Genomic DNA, 13,586 nt, shown 5'->3' with positions numbered 1-13,586 from the left:
TCGCCTCCTCAGTGGCCGTGCTCGGCTTCGCCCTTGGCCAGTTCGGCCTTGAGCAGGAAGGCGTTGGCACCGACGATGCGTTCGCTGCCGGTCAGCCCACCGAGGATTTCGATGCGGTCACCGGCACGGCGCCCGGCCAGGACCGGCTGCGCCTTGAAGCCGCCTTCGACGGCGACGAACACCGCACTGCTGCCATCGACGTTCTGCACCGCATCGGCGGGCACGCTGAGCGAACCGTCCTGGCCTTCGGTGACCACCACTGCCGAAACCGGCGAACCGGCCGGCGGCAGCGAAGCGTCCACCGGCGTGGCGCGGATCACCGCGACGCCGCCCTGCTGGCGCACATCGGCGGCCGAACCGGTGACGGTGGCGGTGAAGCTGCCACCCGGCACGCTCACTTCCAGCTTCATGCCGGGAGAGACCTGTGCGGCCAGCGCCGGCGGTGCGGTGAACACCAGCTCGTTCATTGTCGGGTCGGCGACATCGGCGACTGCACTGCCGGCGGCGACCACACCGCCCGGAGTGACCTGCACGTTGCCGACGATGCCGGCCACCGGGCTGGTGATGCGTACGCGGCCACTGGCATCGGGCGCACCGTTGGCGGCGGCCTGGGCCTGCGCGGCAGCGGCCTGGGCCTGTGCCGCCAGCGAACGTGCGCGCGAGGCTTCCATTTCCTGGCGGGCGACCACGCCCTGGTCGACCAGTGCCTTGTCGCGGCCATAGGCCAGGCGGGCAGCCTCGGCTTCGGCCGATGCGGCCAGCGCATTGGCGCGGAACACCGCGGCTTCGCCACTGACTACGATGGCCAGTGCCTGGTTCTGCTTCACCGCGGTGCCCGGTGCGACCAGCACGCGTTCGACGCGGCCGGTCACGGTCGAAGCCACCGAGGCGCGGGCGCCCACCGACGGTTCGACCCGGCCGGACAGGCGCGTGGAGCCACCGCCACCGCGACCGATCGCGACCACTTCGATACCAGACGCCTTGATCTGCTCAGGGGTCAACTGCACGACACCCTCATCCGCATCGGCGGGGGCCTTGGCGGATTCGGCCTTGGCTTCCTTGCTGTCGGTCGCATGGCCATGGCCGTCGTCGGTGCCGGCCTTGGCCGCAGTCGGGTCTTCATTTGCAGGCGTCTGCGCGTTGCCAGCGCAGCCGGCCAGCAGCATGGTCAGCAGCACGCCGCCGATCAGCGGGAAAGTGCGGGAGAGAGTCATTGGGCCTCCACAAAAGGTGCGCGCCCTTCAAGGCGGGCAAGATCGATTTCCGCGCCGACGCGCGACAGGCGCGCATCCACGGCGGTGCCGCGGGCGGCGATGAGGGCGCTGCGCGTGCTGCGCAGTTCCAGCTGCGAGATGCGTCCGGCGTCGAAGCCGACGCGTGCCAGGCGATACGCCTCTTCGGCAGCGACCACGCTTTCATCGGCGGCGCGGGTACGGCTGCCGGCCGCCTTCAGTCCGGCCACGGCGGAGAGGCGTGCGGCCTCGCTGTCGCGGCGCTGCTGGTCCAGGCGTGCTTCGGCCGCGCGCTGGTCGGCATTGGCGGCGCGGATGCCACCGCGGTTGCGGTCGAACAGCGGGATGCTGAGGCTGACCCCGAGGTTGTAGGCACGCTCGCCGCCTTCGCGGAAGCGGGTCTGCGCGGCGGTGACGCTCAGATCGGGCAGGGCGCGCTTGCGCTCCACGTCGACCAGCTTGCCTGCCGCATCGGCTTCGGCTTCGGCGATGCGCACCGCCAGCGCCACATCGGTGGCACCCCGTGGCAGCGGCGGCGCACGGTCGAGCAGGCTGTTGTCGATCGACTGCACCGGCGCATCCAGCAGCGCGGCACCGGCCAGGCGTGCCAGCGCGGCATCGCGGAAGGCCTGCGCTTCATCCAGCGAGGCGCTGGCGTTGGCCACTTCGCTCTGCGCCTGCACCGCACGCAGCTGCGGTTCGCGGCCCTGCTTGACCATCGCGTTGACGGCGTTGGCGTCATCGCGGGTGAGGCTCAGTGCCTCTTCGGCCAGGGTGTAGCGGCGCAGTGCACTTTCCGCCTGTGCGTAGACCACCGCCAGCTGGCTGGCCACGTCGCTGCGGCTCTGCGCGCCACGCAGATTGGCCGCCTGTGCTTCGGCGCGGGCCGCACGGACGCGCGCGCCGCGCTGGCCCCAGACCTCCAGCGGCTGGGACAGGGTGAGCACGGTATCGGCCTTGCCCATGCCGCCATAGGAGCCGGTGCCCCAGGCATTTTCGGCGGAGTAGGAGAGAGAAGGGTTGGGCAACGCACGGGCCTGGTCGGCGCGCGCGTCGGCGGCCTCGGCCAGCGCTGTGCCGACGCGGGTACCGGGCAGCTGGTCCAGGCGTTCAAGCAGGATGTCGTAGGAAGGGGCGGCTTGTGCCGACGCCTGCATTGCCGGGGCCAGGCCCAGCAACACGGCGACGACCAGCCCGGCCGCGCGCGGCGACCGAGGTGTCAGGATCGACATAGGGGGATTCCGGTTGTGAGTGAAACGGGAGCCCGCAATCGCGGGACGCGCTCAACTCACGCCCGGGGAGGACGCGTCAGTTCATCCTGGGCGACCGCGTAGGTCGCCGCGTCGCCGGCATTCATCCAGCGCGCCGGCAGTGGCGCACCGAAGGCGGCGAGGGTGCTGGCCGGCAGGCTCAGATTGGAGTGGTGGCAGTGGTTGTGGCCACAGGCACCCACATGCTTGCCGTCGCTGTCGCCATCGGAATCCGGTGCGGACTCCACATGCACCGTGCTGGCGTGCGGTTCCACCGTGCAGGCCAGTGCGTCGGCCACCGGCACGACCACGAATGCCGCCATCAGCAGCATCAGCAGGTACGAGCGAAGGTGGCGGGAGATCCGGCGCATGGAGGGGAGGCTAGCAAGCGGTTTTCGCCGGATACAATATCAATGGCCGCTTCGGGAATACGTCGGAATCTCCCGTTCAGGTGGGCAGCCCGGGGGGCCTTCTGCCCTGGTGGGTGCCGACCTTGGTCGACACGCTTTTCGACCCCCGACACATTGCCGGCCAGCGGCCGGCACTACCGGTCTGCGGGCAGCTTCGCGATCACCTTGATCTCGAACTGGAACCCATACAGCCAGGTCACGCCGACTGCCCTGGTAGGTGTCGACCTTGGTCGACACGCTTTTCGACCCCACCACATTGCCGGCCAGCGGCCGGCACTACCGGTCTGCAGGCAGCTTCGCGATCACCTTGATCTCGAACTGGAACCCGTAAAGCCAGGTCACGCCGACTGCCCTGGTAGGTGTCGACCTTGGTCGACACGCTTTTCGACCCCCGACACATTGCCGGCCAGCGGCCGGCACTACCGGTCTGCGGGCAGCTTCGCGATCACCTTGATCTCGAACTGGAACCCATACAGCCAGGTCACGCCGACTGCCCTGGTAGGTGTCGACCTTGGTCGACACGCTTTTCGACCCCACCACATTGCCGGCCAGCGGCCGGCACTACCGGTCTGCAGGCAGCTTCGCGATCACCTTGATCTCGAACTGGAACCCATACAGCCAGGTCACGCCGACTGCCCTGGTAGGTGTCGACCTTGGTCGACACGCTTTTCGACTCCCGACACATTGCCGGCCAGCGGCCGGCACTACCGGTCTGCCGGCAGCTTCGCGATCACCTTGATCTCGAACTGGAACCCATACAGCCAGGTCACGCCGATACCGGTCAGGGTCGGGTGCGGCGCCTCGCCCCAGTACTCGGGCACGATCGCCCAGGCCTTCTCGAAGTTGGTTTCCGGATCGACCAGGAACACGGTCACGTCGATCACGTCATCGAACGTGCAGCCCGCAGCAGCCAGCACCGCATTGAGATTCTCGAAGGCACGGCGCACCTGCGTTTCGAAGTCCGGCTCGGGCGAGCCGTCCTCGCGGCTGCCGACCTGGCCGGAGACGAACAGGAAGCCATCGGATCGAATTGCCGGCGAGTAGCGGTTGCGCTCGTACAGGGCCTGGCGGCCGGCGGGGAAAACGACATCACGCTGTGACATGGGAAGGAACCCGTGGGAGAGAACGCCCATCCTCCGCGCCAGCGCTGTCTGGATAAACCGCGATGATCGGCCTAGATTGATTGCTGATTCCAAACAATCATGGCCCGCCATGGACCGTTTCGAGGCGATGCGGGCGTTTGCCCGGGTGGTGGAGACCGGCAGCTTCACCCGTGCCGCAAAGACCCTGCAGATCAGCCGCACCACGGCCACCCAGCTGGTGCAGCAGCTGGAGGCGCACCTGCGGCTGCGCCTGCTCAACCGCACCACGCGCCGGGTCAGCGTCACTGCCGATGGCGCGGCCTACTACCCGCGCATCGCCCGCCTGCTGGCCGAGCTGGAAGAGGTGGAGGGCGGGCTGGGCGACGCGGCCACCCAGCCGCGCGGGCGCCTGCGCGTGGATGTGCCCGGGCCGTACGCACGGCTGCGGCTGGTGCCGGCATTGCCGGATTTCCAGGCGCGCTACCCGGAGATCCAGCTGGATATCGGCGTGAGTGACCGCGAGGTCGATGTCATCGCCGACAACGTCGACTGCGTGATCCGTGGTGGCCCCCCGGCCGACCCAGCGCTGGTGGCGCGGCCGTTGGCGGCGCTGCCGATCAGTTTCCACGCCAGCCCCGGCTATGTGCAGCGCTTCGGCCTGCCGACCGACCCGCGCGCGCTGGAAGGCCCCGACCACCACATGGTCGGCTTCCTCAGCCCGCGCAGTGGCCGGGCGCGGGTATTCAGCGCACAGCGCGGCGATGAACGCGTTGAGGTGCAGGGCCGCTACACGGTCGGTTTCGACGACGGCAATGCGTATCTGGCCGCTGCGTTGGCTGGGCTCGGCGTGGTGGCGCTGCCCAGCTACATGGCCGAACCGCACGTGGCGCGTGGCGAGCTGCTGCCGCTGCTGCAGGACTGGCAGCTGCCGCCAATGCCGATGCATGTGATGTTCCCGCCGAACCGGCACATGAGCCAGCGGCTGCGCGTGTTCATCGATTGGGTGGTGGAAGCGTTGGGGTGAGTGCATCGGTCGCGTGCGAAAATCGGCGTGCACGTACTGGAGAACGCACACCCTGATGAGCCGCATCGTCGCACTGGATACCGAAACCACCGGCATCTCCCACCGCCTGGGGCACCGGGTGATCGAAATCGGTGCTGTCGAACTGATCGATGGCCAGCTCAGCGGCCGCCAGTTCCACACCTACCTGCAGCCGCAGCGCAGGGTGGACTGGGGCGCACAGCGCGTGCATGGCATCAGCGATGCGATGCTGGTGGGCAAGCCGCTGTTCTCCAGCAAGGCCGCCGAACTGCTGGACTTCCTGCGCGGCAGCGAGATGGTCACGCACAACGCCACCTTCGACGTGGGTTTCCTGGACAACGAGCTGCGCCTGGCGGGCATCCCCGGCACGCTGGCCCAGCATTGCCGCATCACCTGCAGCCTGAAGCTGGCGCGCGGGCGCTGGCCGGGGCAGGGCAACAAGCTGGACGATGTGCTGCAGCGCCTGCGTATTCCCGGCAACCGGGGCCTGCACGGCGCGTTGAAGGATGCCCATCTGCTGGCCCAGGTGATCCCGCACCTGCGTTGAGCTGGTTCTACAGGGAGCGGCCGTCGCATTCAGCCCCAGCCTGTGGGTAACTTGCGCAAGTGCTTGAACACGTGCATAATGCGCGGCTCGCTGTGTCCGGTTTTCTACCGGGCGGCGTCCCCGGGAGCACGTCCCCGGCCGCCCAACGCCAGCGTAACCCTTTGATTCTCTTGACGTGTGGTGGGCAACCATCGAGGCCGCCGTCTCCCGGGCTACGGGCTGACAACTATTACTATCGAGGTGCGCAATGTCCCGCGTATGCCAGGTTTCCGGCAAGCGAGTGCAGACGGGTAACAACGTCTCGCACGCCAACAACAAGACCCGTCGTCGTTTCCTGCCGAATCTGCACGAGCGCCGTTTCTGGGTGGCCAGCGAGAACCGCTGGGTCAAGCTTCGTGTTTCCGCGCATGCACTGCGCACCATCGACAAGAACGGCATTGATTCCGTTCTGGCTGAGCTGCGTGCGCGCGGCGAAAAGGTCTGAGGAGTAAAGCATCATGGCAGGCAAGCGCGATAAGGTCCGTATGATTTCCTCGGCCGGTACCGGCCACTTCTACACGACCGACAAGAACAAGAAGAACACCCCGGGGAAGATGGAATTCCTGAAGTACGATCCGGTCGTGCGCAAGCACGTCCTGTACAAGGAAGGCAAGATCAAGTAATCCGCAAGGATTGCTGGTCCCCGCGAAGAAACCCGCCCATGTGGCGGGTTTTTTCATGCCCGATGTTCCCGTGGTGGGTGCCTGTGGGTGCCGACCGTTGGTCGGCACACTCCCTCCACCCCCGGTAGGTGCCAACCTTGGTCGGCACGCTGTCTCCGCGCCTGGTAGGTGTCGACCTTGGTCGACACGCTGGTTCAAGGCCGTCAAGCGCGGCTCGACTCTACAAAGGCCGGTGGGCAGAATGGCCCATCACCTCCCGACGGGCGACACGATGCTGTTCGAGTGGTTGCTGGGTTCGTACCTGCTGCTGATCGACTGGCTGATCCGGCTGGTCGCGCTGTGCTGGATCCCCACCCGTACCACGCCGGGGGCCGCGCGCAGCTGGCTGCTGCTGGTCGGCTTCGTGCCGCTGCTGGGCCTGCCGCTGTACCTGCTGTTCGGCCACCCGTGGCTGTCGCGCGAGCGCATCCGCCGCCAGGCCGAGGCCTCGCAGGTGATCCGCGAGGAACAGGCGCTGCAGCATCGCCTGCGCTGGACCCCGCAGCCGGATACCGCCAGCGCCGAGATCGTGCCACTGGTGCAGCGCCAGGGCGATTTCATGCCGGTGCACGGCAACGCAGTCGACCTGCTGACCGACTACGACGAATCGCTGCATACGCTGATCGCCGACATCGACCAGGCCGAAGACCGCGTGCACCTGCTGTACTACCTGATGTTCGATGACGCGGTCGGCGAGGCCATTGTCGAGGCCCTGCAGCGTGCGGCTGCACGTGGCGTGCAGTGCCGCGTGCTGCTCGACGCGGTGGGTGCCAAGCGCGGCCTGCGCGCTTACAGCAAGCGCCTGCAGGCACGTGACATCGAAGTGCGCGCGATGCTGCCCGGTGGCCTGCGCTGGCGCCGCAGCGGGCGCATGGACCTGCGCAACCACCGCAAGATCGCGGTGATCGACAACGAAGTGGCCTATGTCGGTTCGCAGAACCTGGCCGGCCCGCAGTTCGTGCCCGGCCACCCGAACCGCGAGCTGGTGGCGCGCGTGCGCGGCCCGGCAGTGGCGCATCTGGAAGCGGTGTTCGCCAGCGACTGGTACATGGAAACCGGCCAGCGCCTGGATGTGATCGCCGATGTGCCCGAGTGCAGCGACGACATCGCCACCCAGCTGCTGCCCAGCGGCCCGGCCTATCCCTACAGCAACGCACGCGATGCGGTGGCGGCGCTGATTCATCTGGCGCGGCGCCGGCTGGTGATGGTCACCCCGTACTTCGTGCCTGACGAAGCCACGCTGAGCGCGCTGCGCATTGCCGCATTGTCCGGGGTGGACGTGCAGCTGATCCTGTCGGCCAGCAACAACCAGCGGCTGACCTCGTGGGCGCAGGAGGCGTACTACGACGAGCTGCTGCGCTGTGGCGTGCGCATCGCCCTGTACGAACCGCAGTTCCTGCACGCCAAGCACATGAGCGTGGACGAGGACATCGCCGTGCTCGGCTCGATCAACATGGATATCCGCTCGTTCGCGCTGAATGCCGAGATCGGCCTGATCTGCTACGACCGTGCGCTGGTCCGGCAGCTGTGCGCGATCGAGGACGGTTACCTGCGTGAAGCGCGGCAGCTGGATCTGCAGCAATGGCGCAGCCGTCCCACGTGGCGGCGCAGCCGCGAGGGCATCGCACGGCTGGCCGATGCGTTGATGTAAGGCAATGCCGGCCGCCCATTTCGGCAATCCGGCCCGTCATCACCGATGGCCTACAATCGGCGCATGACTGATTCACCGCGTAATGGCGAACTGGACCTGGCAATCATCGGTGGTGGTGCGGCCGGCGTGCTGGTGGCGATCCAGGTACTGCGCCAAGCCCACGCGCCGCTGGCGCTGGCCATTTTCGAACCGGCCTCGCAGCTGGCGCAGGGCATCGCCTACGCCACGCCATGGCCGGAGCATCTGCTGAACGTGCCGGCGGCGAAGATGAGCGCGTTTGCCGACCAGCCCGGCGATTTCCTCGACTACCTGATGGCGGCCAATGCCTACCCGGGCGAGGCGCGCGAGGTGCTGGGCGAGCGTTACGTATGCCGCCACTACTTTGCGGCCTACCTGCAGCAGCGCCTGCAGGAGGCCACCGCGGCCAGTCCGGCGCAGCTGCAGGTGATCGCGCAGCCGGTGCTGGGATTGCAGCCGGATGACCATGGTTACCTGCTGCAGCTGGGCGATGGCCAGACGCTGCACGCCGCGCAGGCGGTGCTCGCCACCGGCAACAGCATGCGGCCGCTGCCGGTGGCCGGTGCCGAGGCACTGCCCGCCGACGACGTGATCGAGGCCTGGGACTACGACGGCGTGCGTACCCTGGCCGGCGAACAGGCCGTGGCCATTGTCGGGTCCGGCCTGAGCATGGCCGACACCGTGCTGGCATTGGTCGCTGCTGGCCACACCGGACCGCTGCACGTGATCTCGCGCCATGGCCTGCTGCCGTTGCCGCATGCGCATGGCGGCCTGCCCACGTTCGACCCGCCCACGCTGCTGCCGATGAACCTGCGCCAGCGCCTGCGCGCGCTGCGCGGGTTCGCTCGGCAGGCGCAGGCCGACGGCCTGCCGTGGCAGGGCGTGATGGACCGCATCCGTCCGCACGGGCAGGCGCTGTGGTGCAGCCTCGACGAGGCTGACCAGCGCCGTTTCCTGCGCCATGTGGTGCGCTACTGGGACGTGCATCGCCACCGCATCGCCGAAGAGGTGGATGCGCAGTTGCAGGCGCTGCAGGACAGCGGCCAGCTGCGTATCCACCGGTCGCGCCTGCAACGCGTCTGGCGCGAAGGCGATGCACTGCGGTTGTCTGGCCGCGACACCTCCGGCAATGAACAGCAGTGGACGATCGGCGGCGTGATCAACGCTACCGGCGTGGAGACCCGCGCCAGCGCGCTGCGCAATCCGTTGCTGCAGCAGCTGCAGGCCGATGGGCTGGCCCGCCCCGGCCCGCACGGGCTGGGCCTGGACAGCACGGTGCCGGGCGACCGCCTGTGTGCGGCCGGTGGCCAGCCACAGGCGCGGCTGGGCGTGCTCGGCAGCCTGCGCATCGGCAGCCTGTGGGAAAGCCTGGCGGTGCCTGAACTGCGTCAGCAGGCGCACGCACTGGCCACCCAGGTGGTCGCAGGAGCCGCGACGGCGATGCCGTAAAATGGGGGCATGGATGTCTCCCACCTGCTTGATGGCCTGAACCCGGCCCAGCGCGAAGCCGTCTCCGCTCCCCCCGGCCACCACCTGGTGCTGGCCGGTGCCGGTTCCGGCAAGACCCGCGTACTCACCCACCGCATCGCCTGGCTGCATGAAGTCGATGGCGTGCCGACCCACGGCATTTTCGCGGTGACCTTCACCAACAAGGCGGCCGGCGAAATGCGCCACCGCATCGACGCACAGCTGCCCAATGGCAGCCGTGGCATGTGGATCGGTACCTTCCACGGCCTGGCCAACCGCCTGCTGCGCCTGCACTGGCAGGACGCGAAGCTGCCTGAAGGCTTCCAGGTGATGGACTCGGACGACCAGCTGCGGCTGGTCAAGCGCGTGGTGCAGGCGCTGGAACTGGACGACGGCAAGTACCCGGCCAAGCAGATCGCGTGGTGGATCAACGCGCAGAAGGACGAAGGCCGCCGCCCACAGCACATCCAGCCCGAACCGCACGACGCGTGGCTGGAAACCATGCGCCAGGCCTACATCGAGTACCAGGCGCGCTGCGACCGCGCCGGCCTGGTCGACTTCGCCGAACTGCTGCTGCGCGCGCACGAACTGCTGCGCGACAACCCGGCCCTGCTGGCGCACTACCGCGCGCGCTTCCGCGAAATCCTGGTGGACGAGTTCCAGGACACCAACGCCATCCAGTACGCCTTCGTGCGCGTGCTGGCCGGCGATTCCGGCCACGTGTTCGTGGTCGGCGACGATGACCAGGCCATCTACGGTTGGCGCGGTGCCAAGGTCGAGAACGTGCAGGGCTTCCTGCGCGACTTCCCGGGCGCGCAGACCATCCGCCTGGAGCAGAACTACCGCTCCACCGCCAACATCCTCGGCGCTGCCAATGCGGTGATCGCGCACAACCCGGATCGCATCGGCAAGCAGCTGTGGACCGACAGCGGCGACGGCGAGCCGATCGACCTGTACGCCGCGTACAACGAGATGGACGAGGCGCGCTACATCGTCGAGCGTGCCCGCCAGTGGGTGCGTGACGGTGGCAGCTATACCGAAGTGGCCGTGCTCTACCGCAGCAACGCGCAGTCGCGCGCGCTGGAAGAGGCGCTGCTGAGCGAACAGGTGCCGTACCGCGTGTACGGCGGCATGCGCTTCTTCGAGCGTGCCGAAATCAAGGACGCGCTGGCCTACCTGCGCCTGCTGTCCAACCGCAACGATGACGCGGCGTTCGAGCGCGCGGTCAACACGCCCACCCGTGGCATCGGTGACCGCACGCTGGACGAAGTGCGCCGCGAGGCGCGAGCGCAGGGCATCTCGCTGTGGGAAGCGACCATGCTGGTCACCCAGGGCAGCGCGCTAGCCGCACGTGCGCGCAATGCGCTGGCCGGCTTCCTGGTGCTGGTCAACGAGCTGCAGGCGCAGACTCTGCACATGACCCTGGCCGAGCGCGTGGACCACGTGCTGGCCCGCTCGCAGCTGCGCGAGCACTGGAGCAAGGAAAGCCGCAACGCGCTGGACTCGGAATCGCGTACCGATAACCTCGACGAACTGGTCTCGGTGGCCTCGCGCTTCGTGCGCCGCGCCGACGACATCGAGGAAGTGGGCGAGGACATGGACGAGCTGGTCGCGTTCCTGGCCTATGCCGCGCTGGAGGCCGGTGAAGGCCAGGCGCAGGCGGGCGAGGACGGCGTGCAGCTGATGACCCTGCACTCGGCCAAGGGCCTGGAATTCCCGCTGGTGTTCCTGGCCGGCCTGGAAGAAGGCCTGTTCCCCAGCGCACGTTCGCTGGAGGAAAGCGGGCGGCTGGAAGAAGAGCGCCGCCTGGCCTACGTCGGCATCACCCGCGCGCGCCAGAAGCTGGTGCTGAGCTATGCCGAATCGCGCCGCATCCATGGCCAGGACAACTACAGCCTGCCGTCGCGCTTCCTGCGCGAGATCCCGCGCGAGCTGCTGCACGAAGTCCGCCCGAAGGTGCAGGTCTCGCGGCCGGCCTCGATGGGCGCCAGCCGGGTGATGGGCCATGCCTCGATCGAGGCACCGCCGATCAAGCTCGGCGCGCTGGTTACCCATCCCAAGTTCGGCGAAGGCATGGTGACCGACTACGAAGGCAACGGCGCCCACGCCCGCGTGCAGGTCGAGTTCGCCGACGCCGGCAGCAAGTGGCTGGTGATGGCCTACGCCAACCTGACGGTGATCTGATCACCGTCGAGGGGTCGGATCCCTCCTGCAGGGAGGGCTCTGCCCCCGGTTGTTCACGGCGGACTTTTCTCTGTGGCAGAAACGGCTCTCCGTGATTTTTTGCAATGATTCTTATGGTTTCTGATGATCTGCAGCGATAGCTTTGAGGGTCCACCAGCCACTCTGAGCGAGTACTCGCCATGACTTTGAATAACCATAGGCATATGGATACTCGCCTTCTTACTGAATGCGATGCATGGAATGGGGGTGAGGGTGAGTACATGGGTACACCGCTTCTCATTCGCTATAGATCGCAGCTCACCCGTAATGTAGATCTATCCAATCATCCGCATCTCATCATCGCCCAATGGAGCTACTCCGAGCACCCGAGCGGCATGCCATCACCGGATGAATTGATAGCCATGAACAACTTCGAGGCTGCCTTGGTCGATGAGGTGGAGCGCGACGTCCTCGGCGTGCTTGTTGCAGTCATCACAAACGCCGGTGTTCGCAAGTGGGTCTTCTATGCGAAGAATTCCGAGCAGTTTGTCCAGCGCTTCAGCACGATTGCCATCAATCATTCAAATGAGGCATCCACACCGGACATCTGGTTCGATCCTGGGTGGAGCCACTTTTTTCAGGACATCGTCCCGGAGGATTGCCTCTAAAAGGCGGGGCAGCAAGCGAGAGAGTTATGCCGATTCGCCGAAGTACTCCGTGGGGTCAGAGCCCTTTCCCGTTGGAAAAGGGATCTGACCCCCATTAGGCTGCGGGCATGACCCGCAACGTGCTCTTCCTCTGCAGCCAGAACCGCCTGCGCAGCCCCACCGCCGAGCAGGTGTTCGCCGATTGGCCAGGCATCGAGACCGCCTCGGCCGGGCTGCTGGCCGATGCCGAGGAAGTGCTCAGCCCCGAGCTGCTGCAGTGGGCCGATATCGTGTTCGTGATGGAGCGCGCCCACCGCAACCGGCTGTCCAGCCGCTACAAGGCATGGCTGAAGGGCAAGCGGGTGATCGTCCTGGATATCCCGGACGACTACGACTACATGGACCCGGTGCTGGTGGAGTTGCTGAAGCGCAAGGTCACGCCGTTCCTGCGTTGACAGGCTGTTGTAGAGCCGAGGGCAGCGGCTCCTGCCGCTACCTTCGACTCTACAATGGGGCCTGACATCTTCCAGGAACGCCCCCATGACCGAACCCACGCTGCACGTCACCGTGAAGTTGAACGCCCGGCTGCAGCCGGAGCATCGCCACGAACTGTTCGAGGATCCGCTCGACGCATTGATGCAGGCCGCCGAGATCGGCGAGATCGTCGGCGGCGGTACCGCGATCTCCGACCTGGGCGAGGTCGAGTACGGCGATATCGAAGTGGCGCTGGTCGATGCCGATGGCGTGCCGAAGCTGATCGACCTGCTGGAACAGCTGGGTGCGCCGAAGGGTTCGCAGGTGCAGCGTGCGGACGAGGTTGATCGCGCCTTCGGCGTGACCGAAGGCCTGGGCATCTACCTGGATGGCCTGAACCTGCCGGACGAAGTCTACGAGCAGTGCGATTCCAACCACGTGTTCGAGCAGCTGTCCGAGAACATCGACGGCCTGGGCGAGATCTGCAGCTGGTGGCAGGGCCCGACCGAGACCGCGCTGTACATGTACGGCGAATCGTTCGAAGCGATGCGTGATGCGATTGCCGAATTCGTGGGCAGCTATCCGCTGTGCCAGAACGCACGCGTGGTGCAGATCGCCTGAGACGTTCAACTGTGGAGCCGAGCATGGGCTCGGCTCTACAGAAGCAGGTTATCGGCCGGCTGACTGCCGGGCGTTGTCGCGCTGGGCAAGATCCTTGCCCAGGTAATAGCCGCCGCAGAACAGGGCGAAGGTGGCGGCGAGGCTCCACAGGATGATCCTGAGGGTGCTTTGTGATGTCGGCTTGCTGTCCTGCATCAACGTTCTCCCGGGGCGGCCCGATACCGCTTGGTCAGCATGCGCCGCGGTCAGTGGGTACGCAAGCTGGCGGTGCGCACAGGCCG

The 13,586-nt window shown here is 67.0% G+C and carries 15 protein-coding genes; 10 read left to right on the top strand and 5 right to left on the bottom strand.

Going from position 1 to position 13,586, the window contains the following annotated elements; all coding sequences use genetic code 11:
- Window positions 1-8 precede the first annotated feature (8 nt).
- From EGM71_RS20350 to EGM71_RS20335, 4 genes are all read right to left on the bottom strand, one after another.
- Window positions 9-1,214, bottom strand: coding sequence for an efflux RND transporter periplasmic adaptor subunit (locus tag EGM71_RS20350; protein ID WP_188486757.1), 1,206 nt, complete (start codon window positions 1,212-1,214; stop codon window positions 9-11).
- Window positions 1,211-2,464 carry a TolC family protein gene (locus EGM71_RS20345; protein WP_188486756.1) on the bottom strand — a complete coding sequence of 418 codons (1,254 nt, stop codon included), beginning with the start codon at window positions 2,462-2,464 and terminating at the stop codon, window positions 1,211-1,213. Before EGM71_RS20345 ends, EGM71_RS20350 begins: the two co-directional genes overlap by 4 nt.
- Window positions 2,465-2,520: 56 nt before the next feature.
- Window positions 2,521-2,853: a hypothetical protein gene (locus EGM71_RS20340; RefSeq protein WP_164115421.1), complete on the bottom strand. Its 333-nt coding sequence runs from the start codon at window positions 2,851-2,853 to the stop codon at window positions 2,521-2,523.
- 743 nt (window positions 2,854-3,596) lie between these two features.
- The gene (locus EGM71_RS20335) at window positions 3,597-3,995 is read right to left on the bottom strand and encodes a RidA family protein (RefSeq protein ID WP_019661743.1); all 399 of its coding nucleotides are present in this window, start codon (window positions 3,993-3,995) and stop codon (window positions 3,597-3,599) included.
- Between the two features lie 109 nt (window positions 3,996-4,104).
- On the opposite strand from EGM71_RS20335, the gene EGM71_RS20330 reads away from it, so the two are divergent.
- The 10 genes from EGM71_RS20330 to EGM71_RS20285 all read left to right on the top strand — a co-directional run bounded on the left by EGM71_RS20330 (window position 4,105) and on the right by EGM71_RS20285 (window position 13,305).
- Entirely contained in the window at window positions 4,105-4,998 is an 894-nt protein-coding gene (locus EGM71_RS20330; protein WP_188486754.1) for a LysR family transcriptional regulator, read from the top strand.
- Window positions 4,999-5,053: 55 nt separating this feature from the next.
- Window positions 5,054-5,563, top strand: coding sequence for a DNA polymerase III subunit epsilon (locus EGM71_RS20325; RefSeq protein WP_188486752.1), 510 nt, complete (start codon window positions 5,054-5,056; stop codon window positions 5,561-5,563).
- Window positions 5,564-5,810: 247 nt separating this feature from the next.
- On the top strand, window positions 5,811-6,047 hold the full coding sequence (gene rpmB, locus EGM71_RS20320; RefSeq protein WP_005411638.1) for a 50S ribosomal protein L28: 237 nt from the start codon (window positions 5,811-5,813) through the stop codon (window positions 6,045-6,047).
- 10 nt (window positions 6,048-6,057) lie between these two features.
- Window positions 6,058-6,225: a 50S ribosomal protein L33 gene (rpmG, locus tag EGM71_RS20315; RefSeq protein ID WP_169411268.1), complete on the top strand. Its 168-nt coding sequence runs from the start codon at window positions 6,058-6,060 to the stop codon at window positions 6,223-6,225.
- A gap of 271 nt (window positions 6,226-6,496) precedes the next feature.
- Window positions 6,497-7,915 carry a cardiolipin synthase gene (gene cls, locus EGM71_RS20310; protein ID WP_188489927.1) on the top strand — a complete coding sequence of 473 codons (1,419 nt, stop codon included), beginning with the start codon at window positions 6,497-6,499 and terminating at the stop codon, window positions 7,913-7,915.
- A 45-nt stretch (window positions 7,916-7,960) separates the two neighbouring features.
- Window positions 7,961-9,382 (top strand): FAD/NAD(P)-binding protein, encoded by a 1,422-nt coding sequence (locus EGM71_RS20305; protein ID WP_188486750.1) that lies wholly within the window; start codon window positions 7,961-7,963, stop codon window positions 9,380-9,382.
- 9 nt (window positions 9,383-9,391) lie between these two features.
- Complete coding sequence (gene uvrD, locus EGM71_RS20300; protein WP_049398649.1) at window positions 9,392-11,584, top strand: DNA helicase II; 2,193 nt, start codon at window positions 9,392-9,394, stop codon at window positions 11,582-11,584.
- A gap of 179 nt (window positions 11,585-11,763) precedes the next feature.
- Window positions 11,764-12,231, top strand: coding sequence for a DUF695 domain-containing protein (locus EGM71_RS20295; protein WP_188486748.1), 468 nt, complete (start codon window positions 11,764-11,766; stop codon window positions 12,229-12,231).
- 107 nt (window positions 12,232-12,338) lie between these two features.
- Window positions 12,339-12,665: a low molecular weight protein tyrosine phosphatase family protein gene (locus EGM71_RS20290; RefSeq protein ID WP_032129196.1), complete on the top strand. Its 327-nt coding sequence runs from the start codon at window positions 12,339-12,341 to the stop codon at window positions 12,663-12,665.
- Between the two features lie 85 nt (window positions 12,666-12,750).
- Window positions 12,751-13,305: a hypothetical protein gene (locus EGM71_RS20285; protein ID WP_188486746.1), complete on the top strand. Its 555-nt coding sequence runs from the start codon at window positions 12,751-12,753 to the stop codon at window positions 13,303-13,305.
- 48 nt (window positions 13,306-13,353) lie between these two features.
- Here the strand turns inward: EGM71_RS20285 and EGM71_RS20280 are convergent, their stop codons facing one another.
- Window positions 13,354-13,500: a hypothetical protein gene (locus EGM71_RS20280; protein ID WP_188486745.1), complete on the bottom strand. Its 147-nt coding sequence runs from the start codon at window positions 13,498-13,500 to the stop codon at window positions 13,354-13,356.
- Between the last annotated feature and the right edge of the window lie 86 nt (window positions 13,501-13,586).

This window comes from Stenotrophomonas maltophilia, assembly GCF_006970445.1.
GTDB classification, from domain to species: domain Bacteria; phylum Pseudomonadota; class Gammaproteobacteria; order Xanthomonadales; family Xanthomonadaceae; genus Stenotrophomonas; species Stenotrophomonas maltophilia_AU.
The sequence above is the reverse complement of the archived record's forward strand: the minus strand, read 5'-3'. Positions and strand labels throughout refer to the sequence as shown.